Genomic DNA, 17615 nt, shown 5'->3' on the forward strand with positions numbered 1-17615 from the left:
ATTCCTCGGCGCCGGCCCTCGGCACCACCCTTTCAGTACGAGTCAAGTAACACACACACCAGGAGGAGCCCCCAGTGGCTAAGGCGAAGTTCGAGCGGAACAAGCCGCACGTGAACATCGGCACCATCGGTCACATCGACCACGGCAAGACGACGCTGACCGCGGCGATCTCGAAGGTGCTGCACGACAAGCACCCGGACCTCAACGAGGCCTCGCCGTTCGACCAGATCGACAAGGCTCCCGAGGAGCGCCAGCGCGGTATCACGATCTCGATCGCGCACATCGAGTACCAGACCGAGGCGCGTCACTACGCCCACGTCGACTGCCCCGGTCACGCGGACTACATCAAGAACATGATCACCGGTGCCGCCCAGATGGACGGCGCGATCCTGGTGGTCGCCGCGACCGACGGCCCGATGCCGCAGACCCGCGAGCACGTGCTGCTCGCCCGCCAGGTCGGCGTGCCGGCGCTGGTCGTCGCGCTGAACAAGTGCGACATGGTCGACGACGAGGAGCTCATCGAGCTCGTCGAGATGGAGGTGCGCGAGCTCCTCTCCGAGTACGAGTTCCCGGGTGACGACGTGCCGGTCGTGCGCGTTGCCGCCTTCCCGGCGCTGAACGGCGACGAGAAGTGGGCCGACTCGATCGCCGAGCTCATGAGCGCGGTCGACGAGTACATCCCGACCCCCGCCCGTGACACCGACAAGCCGTTCCTGATGCCCGTCGAGGACGTCTTCACGATCACCGGTCGTGGCACCGTCATCACCGGTCGCATCGAGCGCGGCATCGTCAAGGTGAACGAGGAGGTCGAGATCGTCGGCATCCGCGAGGGCTCGCAGAAGACCACCGTCACCGGTGTCGAGATGTTCCGCAAGCTGCTCGACGAGGGCCAGGCCGGTGAGAACGTCGGTCTGCTGCTCCGCGGCACCAAGCGCGAGGACGTCGAGCGCGGCATGGTCGTGGTGAAGCCGGGGACCACCACCCCGCACACCAACTTCGAGGCCTCGGTCTACATCCTCTCGAAGGAGGAGGGCGGCCGCCACACGCCGTTCTTCAACAACTACCGTCCGCAGTTCTACTTCCGGACCACCGACGTGACCGGCGTGGTGACCCTCCCCGAGGGCACCGAGATGGTCATGCCGGGCGACAACACCGAGATGGCCGTCGAGCTGATCCAGCCCATCGCCATGGACGAGGGCCTCCGGTTCGCGATCCGTGAGGGTGGCCGCACCGTCGGCGCCGGCCGGGTCACCAAGATCACGAAGTGAGGACCGGCGGATCGAGCTTGCTCGTATCCGCTCCGAACTGAAGTGATCCCGACGAGCGAAGCGAGTCGGACCGATCACGAAGTGAACCACTTCGCCTGATCGACCCAGCGGTCTGACAGAACCCCCGAGCCTCCGGGCTCGGGGGGTTCTGCGTTTGCGGGGGTGTGCCGGCGTGGGAGGATCCCGGTCGTGAGTGACAGCCAGCCAGGCCCGCAGGGGCCGAACCCGTACGACCCTCGCCCGTACCAGGCCTACCCGGGCGGCCAGGTGCCGTTCGGCCCGCCTCCGGACCACCCGGAGGCCTCCAAGATCCTGATCCTGGGCATCCTCGGCTTCGCCCTCTGCCAGGTGCTCTCGCCGTTCGCCTGGATCATGGGCAACCGGGTAAAGAAGGAGATCGAGGCGTCGGGCGGGCGCTGGGGCGGTCAGCAGTACGTCACCGTCGGCTGGATCCTCGGCATCGTGGGGTCGGTGATCCTGCTGCTCGGGCTGCTCTTCGGCATCGGCTACATCCTGCTCATCGCGATCGCCGTCTCGGCCTGAGCATGACCGACCGGACCCCGCCGGCACGCCCGCACCACAAGCTGACCGAGGACGGCCGACGGATGCGGGAGGTGCTGAGCTACTCCCGCCGCGGCAACCGGTTCACCCCCCAGCAGCAGTCCGCCTGGGACGCGCACCACGCCGACTGGGTGATCCCCGACGAGGCGGTCGACCAGCCCGGCTTCAGCTTCGACACGGCGTTCGGGCGGGGCCCGGGGGAGCGGGACGGGCTGATCGTGGAGATCGGCTCGGGTGTCGGCGAGGCGACCGCTGCGCTGGCGGCCGCGCGACCGTCGTACGACGTGCTGGCGTTCGAGGTGTGGCGGCCGGGCGTCGCCGCGACCCTGGCGCGCCTGCACGAAGCGGGCGCGGAGAACGTGCGGCTGTGCGGGGTGGACGCCGTCTGGTCGCTCGAGCACCTCTGCGAGCCCTCCTCGATCAGTGAGCTGTGGACCTTCTTCCCGGACCCGTGGCGCAAGGCCCGCCACCACAAGCGGCGGCTCGTCGACCCCACCTTCGCGGCCCTGGTCGCCACCCGGCTGGTGCCGGGCGGACTCTGGCGCCTGGCCACGGACTGGGCCGACTACGCCGAGCAGATGGCCGCGGTCCTCGACGCCGAGCCCGGCCTGGAGGGCGGCCCGGTGGAGCGTTGGGAGGAGCGCCCGGTGACCAAGTTCGAGCGCAAGGGCGTCGCCGTCGGGCGGACCATCGCTGACTTCGCCTACCGGCGCCCTGCCGCGTCCTGACGCCACCCGTCGCCGCCCCGGGGCCGGCTGGCGTGTCGTGCGCGGCGGCGTACGGTGGAGGCGACGTCGATGGAGAAGGAGGCCGGCGATGACCGAGCAGCCGAGCGATGACCGCGAGGTGTACGGCGACTACAGCGTGGACGACGAGAACCAGCTCGACCCCGCGGACACCCTGGAGGACGCCGACCTCGACGACGAGCTCGACCGGGGATACTCCCCGCCGGAGCGCTACTCGGCCGCCCAGCGGCAGGGCGAGGAGGAGGGCCTCGACGGCCGGCTCGCCCAGGAGGAGCCGGAGGTGGACGCCGCGCTCGCCGACGACCCGGAGCGGTACGACGAGCGCGTGGCGGACTACGAGCCCGAGGTCGGCGACCAGCGCTCCGGCCGACTGGTCGACCCGGACCAGGGCTTCGGCGAGGACCAGGAGAAGTCCATGGTCGGCGACGACGTGGGCATCGACGGAGCGGCGGCATCGGCCGAGGAGGCCGCGATGCACATCATCGAGGACTGACCGGGCGGTCCCGCCCGCCGCGGCGCTGGCGGCTTCGTTTCGGGCGTGTGACGTTCTCGCGCCGTTCACCGGCGATTGTGGCGTGTTGCCCGGATCCGGCGGTTCGGAGGCGTACGTTCCGAAGTACTGGCGGGTGGGGAAGCCCGCCACATCTGGAGGCCCGTTCGTGAACAACGACCTGATCACCCCGGGGGAGCACGGTGCGCTCTGCGCCGCCCCCGCTGTGGCGGGGCGCCGGCACCCCGGCGTTCGGGCAGGCATGTGTCGGCGGGGCCCATCCTCCGTCGAGTGGCGCAGCGTCTCCCGGTCCACCGTCGAGGAACAGTAGGCCGGGCGCGGGTGCGCGTGCGGTCGGTGAGGTCAGTCATGGCAACCACCAAGTCCCCGTCCGGTCCGCATCCGTCCGGCCCCTCGAAGAAGCGGCGCACCTACGTCCTCGACACCAGCGTCCTGCTGGCCGACCCGGGCGCACTCCGTCGATTCGCCGAGCACGAGGTCGTGCTGCCCGTCGTGGTGATCACCGAGCTGGAGGGAAAGCGACACCACCCCGAGCTCGGCTACTTCGCCCGCGGCGCGCTGCGCATGCTCGACGAGATGCGCGTCAGCCACGGCAGGCTCGACACGCCCGTCCCCGTGGGGGAGGAGGGCGGCTCGATCCGGGTCGAGCTGAACCACACGGACGCGTCGTCGCTGCCGTCCGGGTTCCGGCTGGGCGACAACGACACCCGGATCCTCGCGGTCGCCCGCAACCTGGCCGACGAGGGGCACGACGTCACCCTGGTCTCCAAGGACCTGCCGCTGCGGATCAAGGCGTCCGCGGTCGGACTGGCCGCCGAGGAGTACCGCGGCGAGGCGATCTCCGACTCCGACACCGGCTACACCGGGATGACCGAGATCGAGGTCGCGGCCGATCACGTCGACGAGCTCTACGAGGACGGCACCGTGGACCTGGACGCGGCACGGCAGCTGCCGTGCCACACCGGGCTGGTGCTCCTCTCCGAGCGCGGTACGGCGCTGGGCCGGGTGGGTCCCGACAAGCAGGTGCACCTGGTGCGGGGGACCGCGAGGCGTTCGGCATCCACGGCCGCAGCGCCGAGCAGCGGATCGCGCTGGAGATGCTGCTCGACCCCGACGTCGGCATCGTCTCCCTCGGCGGGCGTGCCGGCACCGGCAAGTCGGCGCTGGCGCTGTGCGCGGGACTCGAGGCGGTGATGGAGCGCCAGCAGCACAAGAAGGTGGTGGTGTTCCGGCCGCTCTTCGCCGTCGGCGGCCAGGAGCTCGGCTACCTCCCCGGCTCGGAGTCGGAGAAGATGTCGCCGTGGGCGCAGGCCGTCTTCGACACGCTCGGCGCACTGACCTCGACCAGCGTGGTGGACGAGATCCTCGACCGGGGGATGCTCGAGGTGCTCCCGCTGACCCACATCCGCGGCCGCTCCCTGCACGACGCCTTCGTGATCGTCGACGAGGCGCAGTCGCTGGAGCGCAACGTGCTGCTCACCGTGCTCTCCCGGATCGGCGCCAACTCCAAGGTCGTGCTCACCCACGACGTCGCCCAGCGCGACAACCTGCGGGTGGGGCGTCACGACGGCGTGGTCGCGGTGGTGGAGAAGCTCAAGGGCCACCCGCTCTTCGCACACGTCACGCTGACCCGGTCGGAGCGCTCGCCGATCGCGGCGCTGGTGACCGAGATGCTGGAGAACGTGGTCGTCTGAGTCGCTGGTCCGCCGTGTCGGGTGGGTCGGTGCGTCCCGTGGGTCCGGGCCCGCGGGACGCACCGACCCCTGGCCTGCCCCGGACGCCGCCGCGTGGCGCGAGCGATCCCTGTGCCAGATGTGACTGCTGAGTAGCAACACTCTGTCCACGGCGGCGCGCCGCGGTTTGCACCCGCCCTGCACGTCAGGCATGGTGGTCGAGCCGCCAGCAGCATCGACAACGGAGTCGGGCAACTCTCGGTGGCGCACTGCCGAGTCCCCGACCCCACGGATACGTTCTCTTGTCGAAGCCTGCCAATCCTGCGCCCAAGCACCGCGGGGCACCCCGCCACGCGCACCTCAAGGAAGCTCCGAAGACCGCCGCACGCAACGTGCTGGTGCTGTCCTCGGTGGCCGCCGCGGTGACCGGTGTGTCGGTGGGAGCCGGCGTGCTCGGTGAGGGCGCCGGCAGCCCTGCCGCTGCGCCCGCCGCCGACATCGGCACCGTGTTCAGCGGTGGCGGCACCGTGGTCGAGGCCGCGGCCGACCGCGAGGAGGTCGTCTCCCGCGACGACCAGCGCGGCGCCGCGGATCCCGCGAAGCGCGCCAGCCTCGTCGAGGAGGCTCCCGCGGCGATGACCGAGGCGCGCAGCCTCTCCGACTCCGACCCCAAGGACATCGCCCGTGCGCTGATGGCCGACTTCGGCTTCAGCGTGAGCGAGTTCGGTTGCCTGGACTCGCTGTGGACGCGTGAGTCCGGCTGGTCGGTGACCGCCGACAACCCGAGCTCGAGCGCCTACGGCATCCCGCAGGCCCTGCCGGGCTCCAAGATGGCCTCCGCCGGCGCCGACTGGGCCACCAACCCGGTCACCCAGATTACCTGGGGCCTCGGCTACATCCAGGACCGCTACGGCAGCCCGTGCGGCGCCTGGGGGCACTCGCAGTCGGTCGGCTGGTACTGACCCCTCATCCCGGCTCAGCCGGCACCGAGCGGGCTGGCGCTGGCGGGACGGCGCGACGTCCGGCGCCGCCCGGGACGCGATTGACCCGGCCGCGTAGGTTGATCGCATGATCGGTTTCCTCGTCGCCGGGCTCATCATCGGAGCGCTGGCGCGCCTGTTCAAGTCGGGCAAGCAGGACCTGAGCCTGCTGGCCACCCTCGGGCTCGGGCTGCTCGGCTCGCTGATCGGCGGCACCATCGCCTGGCTGATCGGCACCGGCAGCATCTGGGAGCTCAACGTGCTCGGGTTCGTGCTCGCGGTCGTCGCAGCGGTGCTGCTGATCGGAGTGGTCGAGGGCGCCACCAGCGGCCGGCGCCGCTGAGCCAAGAACCCGAGCGAGCCGCTCAGCGGCCGGTCATCGACTCCACGTCGAGCGCCGCGTCCAGCTGCTCCTCGGTGAGCTCGCCGCGCTCGACGTACCCCATCGCGATGACCGTCTCGCGGATGGTGGCGCCGTCGGCGAGCGCCTTCTTGGCGATCTTGGCGGCGGCCTCGTAGCCGATGTGCCGGTTCAGCGGGGTGACCACGGAGGGGGAGGACTCGGCGTAGCGGCGCAGCCGGTCGGTGTCGGCGGTGATGCCGTCCACGCAGCGCTGCGCCAGGGTGCGCATCGCGGCGGCGAGCAGGCGGACCGACTCCAGCACGTTGCGCGCGATCACCGGCATCGCGACGTTCAGCTCGAAGGCGCCGCTCGCGCCGGCGGCGGTGACCGTCGCGTCGTTGCCGATCACCTGCATGCAGACCATCACGGTGGCCTCGGGGAGCACCGGATTCACCTTGCCGGGCATGATCGAGGAGCCGGGCTGCAGGTCGGGCAGGTGGATCTCGGCGAGGCCGGTGGTCGGCCCGGACCCCATCCAGCGCAGGTCGTTGCAGATCTTGGTGAGGCCGACGGCGAGGGTGCGCAGCACCCCGCTGAGCTCGACCAGGGAGTCGCGGGTGCCCTGGGCCTCGAAGTGGTTGCGCGCCTCGGTGAACGGCTGCCCGGCCGCGGAGGCCAGCGCCTCGATCGCCGCGGCGGCGAAGCCGTCCGGGGTGTTGATGCCGGTGCCCACCGCGGTGCCCCCAGCGGCAGCTCGCGCACCCGCGGCAGCACCGCCTCCAGCCGCTCGGCCGCGTAGCGCACGGTGGCCGCGTAGCCGCCGAACTCCTGGCCGAGCATCACCGGGGTGGCGTCCATCAGGTGCGTGCGACCGGACTTCACCGCGGTCGCGAACTCCGCCGCCTTCGCCTCCAACGACGTCGCCAGTACGTCGACCGCGGGCAGCAGGTCGTCCGCCACGGCCGTGGCCGCGGCCACGTGGATCGCGGTCGGGAAGGTGTCGTTGCTGGACTGGCTGGCGTTCACGTGGTCGTTGGGGTGCACCTCGGTGCCGGCCCGCGCGGCCAGCGAGGCGATCACCTCGTTGGCGTTCATGTTCGAGCTGGTGCCCGATCCGGTCTGGAAGACGTCGATCGGGAACTGGTCGTCGTGCGCGCCGGCGGCGACCTCCTCGGCCGCGGTCAGGATCGCCTCGGCCTGTTCGGCCGAGAGCACGCCGAGCGACCGGTTCGCCGCGGCCGCGGCGGCTTTCACCCGGCCGAGGGCGTGGATCAGGGCGGGTTCGATCGGGGTGCCGCTGATCGGGAAGTTCTCCACCGCGCGCTGCGTCTGCGCCCGCCACAGCGCGTCGGCGGGCACCCGGACCTCACCCATGGAGTCGTGCTCGATGCGGAAATCGCTGGAATCGCTCACGCCTCCACCTTAGGACCCGCGACACCACCTGCCCGTGCGGTCTCCTAGGTCGCCAGCAGCTCCATGCCCACCGGGTCGACCGACCGGGTCGAAGCGCGGACCACCACGGCGGCGCGGTGGGCGCTGCGGTCCAGTCCCACGAAGGAGCGCCAGCCGCCGGTGCCGCCGTTGTGCCAGGTGATCTCCCGGCCACGCACGCTGCTGGTGATCCAGCCGTCGCCGATCCGGACCCCCGATCCCACGAACGGTGCCCGCGGCTCGAGCGCCTCGATTCCGGGGGCGCGACCCTCGAGCAACGCGGCGGCGAACGACGCCAGATCAGTGAGCGTCGAACGGATCCCGCCGGCCGGCCCGAGACCCTCGCCGGTCCACGCCTGCGCGGGCCGGCCGCTCCGGGTGGCACCGGCCACCGCGCTGTCGGAGAGGTCGGCGGGGGTGGCGGGCACGTACCAGCTGTCCAGGCCCAGGGGAGCGGCGAGCCGTTCGCGCACCAGCTCCGCATAGGGCATCGCGACGGCCGCGGCGACGGCGTGTCCCAGCAGCTCGAAGCCGAGGTTGGAGTACGCCGGCTTCGGGCGTCCCACCGACGTCTCCCGGGTCTGCTCCAGCAGCTCGTCGAGCGTGTCGCCGTACGGGTTCTCCTGGTGGCGCCACATCCGCCAGGTGCGGCCGAGCATCCCGGGCATCACCGGCAGCCGGGGAAGGCCGGAACGGTGTCCGGCCAGGGACTCCAGCGTGACCGCGCCGGCGGCGCAGTCCGACAGCGGGAGGTGGTCGCGGAGCAGGTCGCCGGGACGCACCTCCCCGCGGTTCACCGCATCGCGGTAGAGCACGGCGGTGACGCCCTTGGAGATCGAGCCGATCTCGACATCCCCGTCGGCCGGAAGCAGCCGGCTGGCGACGTCGGTGCCGTCGCGGTCGATCGACGCGACGCCCCAGGTGGTCTCGCCCAGCGAGGCGCCGACCCGGCTGGTGAGCAGTGCCGAGGTCATCGTCGGTTCAGTCGAAGAGCTCGCTGAGCCAGGACTCCCGCTTGCGCTTCTTGTAGTACTTCTGGTCGTACTTGGCGCCCTGGTCGTAGTACCGGTCGTCCCGGCGGCGGTCGTCGTACCGCTCATAGCCCTGCTGGGGCGCGGGAGCGGGTGCGGGGGCCGCGGGCGGCTGCTCGAGCTGCACGGAGCGCTCGATGATCTTGTCCAGCTCGCCGCGGTCGAGCCACACGCCGCGGCACTGGGGGCAGTAGTCGATCTCGATCCCGCTCCGCTCGCTCATCACCAGCGTGGTCTCGTCGGTCGGGCAGCGCATCTTTCCTCCGTCGTCGGTGGGCGTTCAGGGGGTCCAACGACCCAGGATCCGGCGTCGTTCCCGGACACCCGGCCACCGGGGGCGCGGAGCGTGGAAGATGTGACCGTGGACACACAGGACGGCACCGACGCGCGTGCGCTCGAGGTCCGGCAGGACGCGGCCAACGACCGGCTGATCTACGGATGCATGGGGTTGGGCGGCGCCGGCGGCGACCCCGGCTACGACGCGTCCGACCTCGCGCAGGCCGAGGCGGCGGTCCTCGCGGCGCTGGAGGTCGGGATCACCCGCTTCGACCACGCCGACATCTACCGGGGTGGCTCCGCGGAGGCCGTGTTCGGCGAGGTCCTGCGCCGGGCGCCCGACGTGCGCGACCTGATCGAGATCCAGAGCAAGGTGGGGATCCGGCCCGGCCGGGACGGCGGGATCCAGCACTACGACCTCAGCGGGACGGCGATCCGCGACGGTGTCCACGGCAGCCTCGAGCGGCTCGGCGTGGACCGCCTGGACGTGCTGCTGCTGCACCGACCCGACCCGCTGGCGGAGCCGGCGGAGGTGGCCGCCGCCCTCGCCGGGCTGCGCGGCGAGGGTCTGGTCGACAGGATCGGGGTCTCCAACTGCTCCGCGGCGCAGATCCTCCACCTGCAGCAGGCGCTGGACGCGCCGCTGGTCGCCGACCAGCTGCAGCTCAGCCTGCACCGGCACGGCTTCGTGGACGCCGGGGTGCTGGTGAACCACCCCGAGGCGGTCGGGGTCGACTTCCCCCACGGGACGTTGGAGCACTGCGCAGCCGCGGGGATCGAGATCCAGGCGTGGGGAGCGCTGGCCGGCGGCCGCTACAGCGGCCGGCCGCCCGAGCAGCCGGCGGAGGCCGAGACGTCCCGGCTGGTGGCCGAGCAGGCGAGGCGGTACGGCGTCGCCGCGGAGTCGGTCGTGCTCGGCTGGTTGATGCGCCACCCTGCCCGGATCAGCCCGGTCCTCGGCACCACCGACCCGGGCCGGATCCGGGCCTGCGGCGAGGCCGAGTCCGTGGCGGCCAGGATGACCCGACCGGAGTGGTACGCCCTCTACACCGCCGCCCGGGGCCGACCGGTCCCCTGACGCCGCACCGGCACGGGCCACCGCAGGGGTGAGAGGCTTCGGGCATGCACTTCGTGGGAGTCGACCTGGCGTGGGGCGAACGACGGCCGACCGGCGTCGCGGTCCTCGACGACCGCGGCCGGCTGGTGCACGTGGCCTCGGTGGGCACCGACGACGAGATCGTGGACGACCTGGCGCCGTACGTCGACGGGCCGTGCCTGGTCGCCTTCGACGCGCCGCTGATCGTGCGCAACCCCACCGGCAACCGGCCGGCCGAGGCGCTGCTCAACAAGGACTTCGCCCGCTTCGACGCCGGCGCGCACCCCAGCAACACCGGCAAGCCGGAGTTCCGCGATCGCCCCCGCGGCGCGCGGCTGGTCCGGCGGCTGGGCCTGGACATGAACCCGCGCTCGGGGCGGGCCCGGCGTGCGATCGAGGTCTACCCGCACCCGGCGATGGTGGTGCTCTTCCGGCTGGGGCGGACCCTCAAGTACAAGAACAAGTCCGGCCGCGACCTGGAGCAGCTGCGCGGTGAGCTGGTCATGCTGCTGGGCCTGGTCGAAGGGCTTGCCGGCGCCGACCCGTCGCTGCAGGTGGACGGCGAGGGGAGCGCCTGGCGGACGCTGCGGACCGCGGTCGAGACGGCCACCCGCAAGGTCGACCTGCGCAGGGTCGAGGACCAGGTGGACGCGGTGGTCTGCGCCTACGTCGCCCTGTTCGCCGACCGGCGTCCGGAGGCGACCACGATCTACGGGGACCTGGACACCGGCTACATCGTCACGCCCACCCTGCCGCCGGACGTCACCCCCACGCCGCGGGGTCGCGAGCCCGGCGGGGCGGGCGACCCCGGTGCCGCCGTCCGGGCCTACGCAGGCGTGCACGACGAGCTGGAGCGGGGCGCCGAGCAGTGCGTCCGGCTGCTCACCGCCGTGCTCGACGACGCCGGCATCAACTACCTCACCGTCGCCGGCCGGGCCAAGGCGGTCGCCTCGTTCGCCGCGAAGGCGGCTCGCCGGGAGGCCGGGGTGCTCACCTACCCCGACCCGTTGCGCGACATCACCGACCAGATCGGCCTGCGCGTGATCACCTACGTGCACCGCGACGTGCAGGCGGTCGCCGACCTCCTCGCCGACCAGGCCGAGGTGCTCGACGACCGCGACCTCGGGCGGGAGACGGCCAGCGAGGGGCGCTTCGGCTACGCCAGCCGGCACCTGCTGCTCGAGCTCGACCCGAGCCGGGTGGACGGTCCGCTGGAGCCGGTCCTGCTCGGGAAGCCGGTCCAGGTGCAGATCCGGACGGTGCTGCAGCACGCCTGGGCCGAGTTCGAGCACGACATCCGCTACAAGGGCACCATCCCGACCGAGCAGGCCGCGGACTTCGACCGCCGCTTCACCCTCGCCGCCGGGCTGCTCGAGCTCGCCGACCGTGAGTTCTCCTCGATCCGTGACCGGATCCAGGAGCAGGGGGTGGAGCCGGCCGCGGACGACGACCCGCGGCTCACCCCCGCGAGCTCGCCGCGTTCCTGGCCGGGCAGTACGCCGACGCCGGCTGGTCACGCACCGACCACTACCAGTGGATCGCGCGGGTCGTGCTGGAGCTCGGCATCGGCTCGCTCGCCGAGCTGGGGGAGACGCTGCGTGCCGTGGACACCGACACCCTCATGGAGCGGATGGACTACCGCTACCCGCCCGGCGCCGTACGGCGTCTGGACGACGCGTTGCTGTGGGCCTACGGAGAGGCCTACGTCGACCTGCACGCCAACGCCGAGCGGGTTCCCGCGCTGCGGGCCAGGCTGGCGAAGATGCGCGGCTGAGCGTGTATCCAGGTTGAGCCCGGCACCCCGATCGGGCCGGGGCCGGCAGGCTGGGCCCGGCCCGGACTCGGGCTCAGCGCTCGCGGGAGCGCACCCGGATGCCACTGACCGGCACCAGGACCTCGCCGGAGGGGTCGGTGAAGAAGTCGTTGCCCTTGTCGTCGACCACGATGAAGGCCGGGAAGTCCTCGACCTCGATCTTCCAGACCGCCTCCATGCCGAGTTCGGGATACTCCAGCACCTCCTGGCTCTTGATGCAGTCCTGGGCGAGCCGGGCCGCCGGGCCGCCGATCGAGCCGAGGTAGAAGCCGCCGTACTCGTCACACGCCTCGGTGACCTGCTTCGACCGGTTGCCCTTGGCGAGCATCACCATCGAGCCGCCGGCGGCCTGGAAGGACTTCACGTAGGAGTCCATCCGCCCGGCGGTGGTGGGGCCGAAGGAGCCCGACGCCATCCCCTCGGGGGTCTTGGCCGGGCCGGCGTAGTAGACCGGGTGGTTCTTCAGGTAGTCCGGCATCTCCTCGCCGGCGTCCAGGCGCTCCTGGATCTTGGCGTGGGCGATGTCGCGGGCCACCACCAGCGGGCCGGTCAGCGAGAGCCGGGTCTTGACCGGGTGCTTGGTCAGCTCGGCCAGGATCTCGTCCATCGGCCGGTTCAGGTCGATCGAGACGACCTCGCCGCCGGCGATGTCGTCGGCGACACCCGCGTCGGGCATGTACTGAGCCGGGTCGGTCTCCAGCTGCTCGAGGAAGACCCCCTCCGGGGTGATCTTGCCGAGCGCCTGGCGGTCCGCGGAGCAGGAGACCGCGATCGCCACCGGGCAGGACGCGCCGTGCCGGGGCAGCCGCACCACGCGCACGTCGTGGCAGAAGTACTTGCCGCCGAACTGGGCGCCGATCCCGAAGGACTGGGTCAGCTTGAAGACCTCCTCCTCCAGCTCGAGGTCGCGGAAGCCGTGGGCGTCCATCGAGCCCTCGGTGGGCAGGTTGTCCAGGTAGTGCGCGGAGGCGTACTTGGCGGTCTTCAGCGCGAACTCGGCGCTGGTGCCGCCGATCACCACCGCCAGGTGGTACGGCGGGCAGGCGGCGGTGCCGAGCGAGCGGATCTTCTCGTCGAGGAAGGTCAGCATCCGCTTCGGGTTCAGGATCGCCTTCGTCTCCTGGAACAGGAACGACTTGTTGGCCGATCCGCCGCCCTTGGCCATGAACAGGAACTTGTACTCCGGCTTCCCGCTGGTCTGCGGGGTGGAGTAGATCTCGATCTGGGCCGGCAGGTTGGAGCCGGTGTTCTTCTCCTCGTACGTCGTGAGGGGCGCCAGCTGGGAGTAGCGCAGGTTGAGCCGGGTGTAGGCGTCGTAGACGCCCCGGCTGATCGCCTCGCCGTCGTCGGCGCCGGTCAGCACGCCCTCGGACTTCTTGCCCATCACGATCGCGGTGCCGGTGTCCTGGCACATCGGCAGCACGCCGCCGGCGGAGATGTTGACGTTCTTGAGCAGGTCGAGCGCGACGAACCGGTCGTTGCCGGAGGCCTCGGGGTCGTCGATGATCTTGCGCAGCTGGGCCAGGTGGGCGGGCCGCAGGTAGTGGCTGATGTCGTGCATCGCCTCGGTGGTGAGCTGCTGGATCGCCTCGGGGGAGACCTTCAGGAAGGTGCGCCCGTCGGGACCCTCGACCGTCTCGACCCCGTCGGTGGTGATCAGCCGATAGGGCGTGTCGTCCTGCGAGGTCGGGAGGAGGTCGCTGTACCGGAACTCTGCTTCTGCCACGGCCAGCAGGGTACGCCGGGCGCGGCGCCGGAGCCGCACCGGCGCCGCGCCCGGACGTCTGGGCGGTGCGGCGCCCGGACGTCTGGGCGGTGCGGCGTCGGTGCGCGGGCCGAACGTCTCGGCGGACCTGTCACAGACCGGGGGCGTGCGGTGTCTGAATGTCGAAACCGTCGTCAGACCCGACCAAGGAGAACGTCATGACCGGCACCACCCGCATCCCCCCGGCTGAGATCACCGGCGTCAAGGGCGCCCTGATCAAGCGGTTCGCGAAGAGGACGCTCGGCCGGGTGCCGACGTCGATCGGGGTCTACTGGCACAACCCGAAGGTGCTGATGGGCCTCTCCGGCCTGGGCGCCAAGATCAAGCGGTTCGACCGCTGCGACGAGCAGCTCAAGTCGTTCGCGCACATGGCCGTCGCCTCGCAGGTCGGCTGCACCTGGTGCCTGGACTTCAACTACTTCGAGGCGCACAACAATGACCTCGACCTGGACAAGGCCCGGGAGATCCCGCGGTGGCGGGAGTCGTCGGCGTTCAGCCCGCTCGAGCGCGAGGTACTGACCTACGCCGAGGCGATGACCGACACCGAGCCGACCGTCACCGACGAGCTGGTGGAGAGCCTGCGCGCCCGGCTCGGCGACGCCGCCGTGGTCGAGCTGACCGCCGTGATCGCGTTCGCCAACTTCACCACCCGTGCCAACGTCGCGCTCGGCATCGAGTCGGACGGGTTCGCCGCCGCCTGTGGTCTGCGGCCCCTCGCGGACCGGCCGTCCGCCGTACGCTCGGACGCATGAGCGCGCTCGGGAGCAGCGACCCGTTCCTCGCCCACCGCAGCCTGCTGTTCACCGTCGGCTACGAGATCCTCGGCTCGGCCGCCGACGCCGAGGACGTGGTGCAGGAGACCTGGCTGCGGTGGGACGCCCTCGGTGCCGAGGCCCGCACCGAGGTGCGCGACCCCCGTGCCTACCTGGTGCGGGCGGTGACCCGGCAGGCGCTCAACCGGCTGCGCACCCTGGCACGCCGGCGCGAGGAGTACGTCGGGGAGTGGCTGCCCGAGCCGCTGCTGACCACCCCCGACGTGGCCGAGGACGTCGAGCTCGCGGAGAGCGTGTCGATGGCGATGCTGACCGTGCTGGAGACCCTCACCCCCGTCGAGCGGGCCGTCTTCGTGCTCCGCGAGGTCTTCGACGTCCCCTACGACGAGATCGCGGCCGCGGTGGAGAGGAGCCCGGCGGCGGTGCGCCAGATCGCGCACCGCTCGCGCTCCCACGTGGCGTCGCGGCGACCACGGGTCGAGGTCGACCGCAGCGTGCAGGACGCCGTGGTCGCCCGGTTTCAGGAGGCCCTGCTGGGCGGCGACCTGCAGGCGTTGCTCGACGTGCTGGCCCCCGACGTGGCGATGGTGGCCGACGGTGGCGGGATCGCCTCCGCGGTCCGGATCCCGCTGGAGGGGGCGGGCCTGGTCGGCAAGGTGCTGGCGGCCTTCTCCCGCAAGGCCCCGGCGGGCGCGGTGATCGCCCCGACCCGGGTCAACGGCGGCCCCGGCCTGCGGATCGACGTCGACGGGGTGTTGGACACCGCGATCAGCCTGGTCGTGGTGGACGGGCAGGTGGCGCGGATCTTCGCCGTACGGAACCCGGAGAAGCTCGAGCGGCTGGGCGCGGAGGTGGAGTTGAGCCGCCAGCGGTGAGCGACCGCCCCCGTAGGGTGGTCGCATGGAGGAGCTCGACCCCACGCAGATGCGGATCGGTGACCTGGACCGCCGCCGCCTGGCGGACTTCCTGCGCGACGCCTCGGCACAGGGCCGGCTCGACGCCGAGGAGCTGGACGAGCGGCTGGCGGCGACGACCTCGGCCAAGACGTACGGCGACCTGGTGCCGATCGTGATCGACCTGCCCGGCTACGCCGGGGTGGTCGAGCCGGCCGCCGAGCCGCCGGGTGCGGTGGAGCGCTACCAGGGATATGCGCCGGACCTGCACCCGCGACCCGAGCCGCAGCCCGCTCCGGCGGCGCGGTCCGCCGGTGCGCCGCCGGTGGCGCCGCTGCACCGCTCCAGCGTGGCGATCCTCAGCGGTGTCGATCGTCGTGGCACCTGGGAGATCGCGCCGTCCCACACCGTGGTGTCGGTGATGGGCGGCGCCAACCTCGACCTGCGCGAGGCGGTCTTCGCCTCCCGGGAGACCGTGATCAACGCCTTCGTGGTGATGGGCGGGGTGGAGATCGTGGTCAACGAGCGCACCCAGGTCCTGGTCGACGGGATCGGGATCATGGGTGGCTTCGGGGAGAGCCGGCCGAAGGTGACGGCGGCGTACGACGCCGACTCCCCGCTGGTGCGGATCAAGGGTCTCGCCCTGATGGGCGGGGTCGGGGTCACCCGCAAGCCGATGCCGGGTGAGGGCACGAAGCGCCCTCGCAGCTGAGGCATTCGGCGCCCTCTCGGTGCGGTGCGGGCGACCCTTCGGGGTGGTGCGTGTGACCCCTCGGCGTGGTGCGGGGGACCCTTCGGCGATCAGCGCGGGGGGCCGGCGAAGTCGCCGCCGTCGTACTCACCGGCGGTCGCGGTCGCGACCTGCGTCCCGCCGACCTCGAGGGTGTAGACCTCCCCGTCGACCAGGTCGGAGACCGACAGCAGCAGCGCACCCGCCTCCTTGACCGTCCGGTACGACGCCACCTCGGTGCCCTCCGCGTCCAGCACGGTGATCGTCCTCCCGTCGGCGATCGCGTCGTCGAAGGTCGCGATCAGCCACCCCTGCGCCGAGGAGTCCGCGGGACGGCGAGCATCTGCGCGCTGCCGGCGCCGTAGAGCTCGCCACCGTCGACGACGAGCTCGCCGTTGGTGTCCACGGACGGGTCGGGGCCCTCGCCGTCGCCGGCCACGGTGACGGTGCCGCCGGTGATCTCCAGCGAGCCGTTGGAGTCCAATCCGTCGCCGCCGGCGTCGACGGTCACCGTGCCGCCCTCGATGGCCAGGAGGCCGCCGGTGTCGACCTCGGAGCCGCTGGTCGCCTCGCCCTGACCGCCCTGACCGCCCTGACCGCCCTGACCTCCGCCGGGCATCTGGCCGTCGGCGGGCGGCTCGGGCCTCTCACCGTCCTCCGGCATCGCGGGCATCTCGCCGTCGGCGGGCGGCTCGGGCCTCTCGCCGTCGGCGGGCGGCTGACCGCCCTGAGGAGGCCGGCCGCCCTGGGGATCCTCCCCGTCGTCGGGCTGCGCGGCCTCGAGGGCCTCGACCACGGCGTCCGGTCCGGCCACGTTGATCCCGTCGTCGGAGGAGGTGACGTCGATGTCGCCGCCGGCGATCCGCAGGTCGGCCGCCTCGAGGCCTTCGACGGAGGCGACCACCTCGATGCTGCCGCCGTTGATCGTCATCGCGCCCTCGGCCTTCACGGCGTCGTCGCCGGCGTCCACGGTGAGCGAGCCGCCGTCGACCAGCAGGGAGCCGAGCTCGCCCTCACCGTCGTTGTCGGCCTTCAACCCGTCGTCGTCCGCGGTGACGTCGAGGGTGCCGTCCTCGACGACGAGGTAGTCCTTGCCCCGGATGGCGTCGTCGGCGGCGTCGACGGTGATCTCACCGGACAGCACGACGAGGCCGTCCTTGCTGGTGATGCCGTCGGCGCTGACGCCGTCGACCCGGAGTGCACCGTTGCCACCGATGGTGAGGTCGGCCATCGAGTAGAGGGTCGCGTTGGGGGCGTCGTCCTCCTCGTCGTCGGCTCCGGATCGCTGGCCGTCGCTGAGGGTGTTGGTGGAGCCGTCGGCGAGCACCACGACGACCTCGTCGGCCGCGGTGACCACCAGCGGCGAGGTGCTGGTGGAGGTGATGTCGGCGCCGTCCAGCACGAGCCGGACCTTCCCGTCGACGGCGGAGTCCACCACCAGCTGCCCGTCGGAGAGGGTGCCGGAGACCAGGTAGGTGCCGGCGTCGGAGATGGTGACCACGTCGCCGTCGGCCGCGGCTCCGTCGCCGTCGATCGTGGTCGCGCCGTCCGCCAGGTGGATGGTCGTGGCTCCGTCGACGTCGTCGTCGGCGTCGTCGGCATCGGCGTGCGTGTCGTCGAGCCCGGTGACGTAGTTGCTGCTTCCCCGGGCCACCTCCTGCGCGGTGCCGATGGAGGCGGCGGTGGTCTCGGCGTCGCTCCCGTCGGAGCCCGCCCGCACGCGGA

Annotated in this window: 16 protein-coding genes and 3 pseudogenes; 13 read left to right on the forward strand and 6 right to left on the reverse strand. The window is 72.0% G+C overall.

Annotated features, from left to right (window positions below; translation table 11 throughout):
- Positions 1 to 74: 74 nt before the first annotated feature.
- The 7 genes and pseudogenes from tuf to FIV43_RS00245 all read left to right on the forward strand — a co-directional run bounded on the left by tuf (position 75) and on the right by FIV43_RS00245 (position 6082).
- Positions 75 to 1268, forward strand: coding sequence for an elongation factor Tu (gene tuf, locus FIV43_RS00215; protein ID WP_141012505.1), 1194 nt, complete (start codon positions 75 to 77; stop codon positions 1266 to 1268).
- A 189-nt stretch (positions 1269 to 1457) separates the two neighbouring features.
- Positions 1458 to 1811 (forward strand): DUF4190 domain-containing protein, encoded by a 354-nt coding sequence (locus tag FIV43_RS00220; RefSeq protein ID WP_231123581.1) that lies wholly within the window; start codon positions 1458 to 1460, stop codon positions 1809 to 1811.
- Between the two features lie 2 nt (positions 1812 to 1813).
- Positions 1814 to 2557, forward strand: coding sequence for a tRNA (guanosine(46)-N7)-methyltransferase TrmB (gene trmB / locus FIV43_RS00225; RefSeq protein WP_141012506.1), 744 nt, complete (start codon positions 1814 to 1816; stop codon positions 2555 to 2557).
- 88 nt (positions 2558 to 2645) lie between these two features.
- The gene (locus tag FIV43_RS00230) at positions 2646 to 3068 is read left to right on the forward strand and encodes a DUF5709 domain-containing protein (RefSeq protein ID WP_141012507.1); all 423 of its coding nucleotides are present in this window, start codon (positions 2646 to 2648) and stop codon (positions 3066 to 3068) included.
- A gap of 366 nt (positions 3069 to 3434) precedes the next feature.
- Positions 3435 to 4780: pseudogene (locus FIV43_RS00235) on the forward strand (PhoH family protein).
- Positions 4781 to 5061: 281 nt separating this feature from the next.
- Positions 5062 to 5721, forward strand: a complete 660-nt coding sequence (locus FIV43_RS00240) for an aggregation-promoting factor C-terminal-like domain-containing protein (protein WP_141012508.1) — start codon at positions 5062 to 5064, stop codon at positions 5719 to 5721.
- Positions 5722 to 5827: 106 nt separating this feature from the next.
- A complete protein-coding gene (locus tag FIV43_RS00245; RefSeq protein ID WP_141012509.1) occupies positions 5828 to 6082 on the forward strand; it encodes a hypothetical protein in 255 nt (84 codons plus the stop codon).
- Between the two features lie 22 nt (positions 6083 to 6104).
- Here FIV43_RS00245 and FIV43_RS00250 read toward each other — a convergent pair.
- The 3 genes and pseudogenes from FIV43_RS00250 to FIV43_RS00260 all read right to left on the reverse strand — a co-directional run bounded on the left by FIV43_RS00250 (position 6105) and on the right by FIV43_RS00260 (position 8800).
- Positions 6105 to 7456, reverse strand: a pseudogene (locus tag FIV43_RS00250) (class II fumarate hydratase).
- Positions 7457 to 7539: 83 nt separating this feature from the next.
- On the reverse strand, positions 7540 to 8487 hold the full coding sequence (locus FIV43_RS00255; protein ID WP_181407624.1) for a serine hydrolase domain-containing protein: 948 nt from the start codon (positions 8485 to 8487) through the stop codon (positions 7540 to 7542).
- A 7-nt stretch (positions 8488 to 8494) separates the two neighbouring features.
- Positions 8495 to 8800 carry a TFIIB-type zinc ribbon-containing protein gene (locus FIV43_RS00260; RefSeq protein ID WP_141012511.1) on the reverse strand — a complete coding sequence of 102 codons (306 nt, stop codon included), beginning with the start codon at positions 8798 to 8800 and terminating at the stop codon, positions 8495 to 8497.
- 105 nt (positions 8801 to 8905) lie between these two features.
- Between FIV43_RS00260 and FIV43_RS00265 the strand changes: the two genes are divergently transcribed.
- The 3 genes and pseudogenes from FIV43_RS00265 (at position 8906) to FIV43_RS22985 (ending at position 11690) form a co-directional block, all read left to right on the forward strand.
- Entirely contained in the window at positions 8906 to 9898 is a 993-nt protein-coding gene (locus FIV43_RS00265; RefSeq protein ID WP_196780919.1) for an aldo/keto reductase, read from the forward strand.
- 44 nt (positions 9899 to 9942) lie between these two features.
- Positions 9943 to 11166 (forward strand): annotated as a pseudogene (locus tag FIV43_RS00270) (DUF429 domain-containing protein); the annotation flags it as partial.
- Positions 11167 to 11465: 299 nt separating this feature from the next.
- A complete protein-coding gene (locus FIV43_RS22985) occupies positions 11466 to 11690 on the forward strand; it encodes a hypothetical protein (RefSeq protein ID WP_269204048.1) in 225 nt (74 codons plus the stop codon).
- 73 nt (positions 11691 to 11763) lie between these two features.
- Here the strand turns inward: FIV43_RS22985 and FIV43_RS00275 are convergent, their stop codons facing one another.
- Positions 11764 to 13455 carry a fumarate hydratase gene (locus FIV43_RS00275; RefSeq protein ID WP_181407625.1) on the reverse strand — a complete coding sequence of 564 codons (1692 nt, stop codon included), beginning with the start codon at positions 13453 to 13455 and terminating at the stop codon, positions 11764 to 11766.
- 197 nt (positions 13456 to 13652) lie between these two features.
- Here FIV43_RS00275 and FIV43_RS00280 point away from each other — a divergent pair, with 197 nt between their 5' ends.
- The 3 genes from FIV43_RS00280 to FIV43_RS00290 are packed head-to-tail and all read left to right on the forward strand — an operon-like array spanning position 13653 to position 15872.
- Positions 13653 to 14246 (forward strand): carboxymuconolactone decarboxylase family protein, encoded by a 594-nt coding sequence (locus FIV43_RS00280; RefSeq protein ID WP_141012512.1) that lies wholly within the window; start codon positions 13653 to 13655, stop codon positions 14244 to 14246.
- Entirely contained in the window at positions 14243 to 15142 is a 900-nt protein-coding gene (locus tag FIV43_RS00285) for an RNA polymerase sigma-70 factor (RefSeq protein ID WP_141012513.1), read from the forward strand. Before FIV43_RS00280 ends, FIV43_RS00285 begins: the two co-directional genes overlap by 4 nt.
- 25 nt (positions 15143 to 15167) lie before the next feature.
- Entirely contained in the window at positions 15168 to 15872 is a 705-nt protein-coding gene (locus FIV43_RS00290) for a DUF1707 SHOCT-like domain-containing protein (protein ID WP_141012514.1), read from the forward strand.
- Positions 15873 to 15961: 89 nt separating this feature from the next.
- On the opposite strand, the gene FIV43_RS00295 is transcribed toward FIV43_RS00290, so the two are convergent.
- Positions 15962 to 16147, reverse strand: coding sequence for a hypothetical protein (locus FIV43_RS00295; protein ID WP_141012515.1), 186 nt, complete (start codon positions 16145 to 16147; stop codon positions 15962 to 15964).
- A 44-nt stretch (positions 16148 to 16191) separates the two neighbouring features.
- Positions 16192 to 17610 (reverse strand): carbohydrate-binding domain-containing protein, encoded by a 1419-nt coding sequence (locus FIV43_RS00300; RefSeq protein ID WP_181407626.1) that lies wholly within the window; start codon positions 17608 to 17610, stop codon positions 16192 to 16194.
- Between the last annotated feature and the right edge of the window lie 5 nt (positions 17611 to 17615).

The sequence above is a fragment of the Nocardioides sambongensis genome, from assembly GCF_006494815.1.
GTDB classification, from domain to species: Bacteria; Actinomycetota; Actinomycetes; order Propionibacteriales; family Nocardioidaceae; genus Nocardioides; species Nocardioides sambongensis.